We start from the raw sequence: 341 nt of genomic DNA, 5'->3' as shown, positions 1-341 counted from the left end.
CTGCAGTAGGATCGCCCTGGCGAACACAACCCAACGGCGACCCGCCTGCCATGATCATCGAAACTGAGCGCCTCTCCATTACCGAGTTCGGACTTGAAGACGCAGCTTTCGTACTTGAACTGCTCAACGAGCCGGACTTCATCAGGTACATCGCCGATCGAGGCGTTCGGGACGTCGCCGGCGCCCAGAAGTATTTGTTGGATGGCCCGCTGACGAACTATACGAAGCATGGCTTTGGTCTTTACAGGGTCGCGTTGAAGGCGGGCGGCGAACCTGTCGGCATGTCTGGGCTGATCCGGCGCGACACGCTCGACTTTCCCGATCTCGGCTACGCGTTCCTT

At 59.2% G+C, this 341-nt stretch carries 1 protein-coding gene; it reads left to right on the top strand.

The genetic code is table 11. The features are described from left to right. Nucleotides 1-50: 50 nt before the first annotated feature. Nucleotides 51-341 (top strand): GNAT family N-acetyltransferase (locus tag CBX98_RS25765; RefSeq protein WP_146192931.1); only part of this gene is annotated, 291 nt, incomplete at its 3' end.

Source organism: Vibrio sp. T9 (assembly GCF_003123985.1).
GTDB classification, from domain to species: Bacteria; Pseudomonadota; Gammaproteobacteria; order Enterobacterales; family Vibrionaceae; genus Vibrio; species Vibrio diabolicus.
Note: the sequence above shows the minus strand (reverse complement) of the source record. Positions and strands in the feature narration are given on the sequence as shown.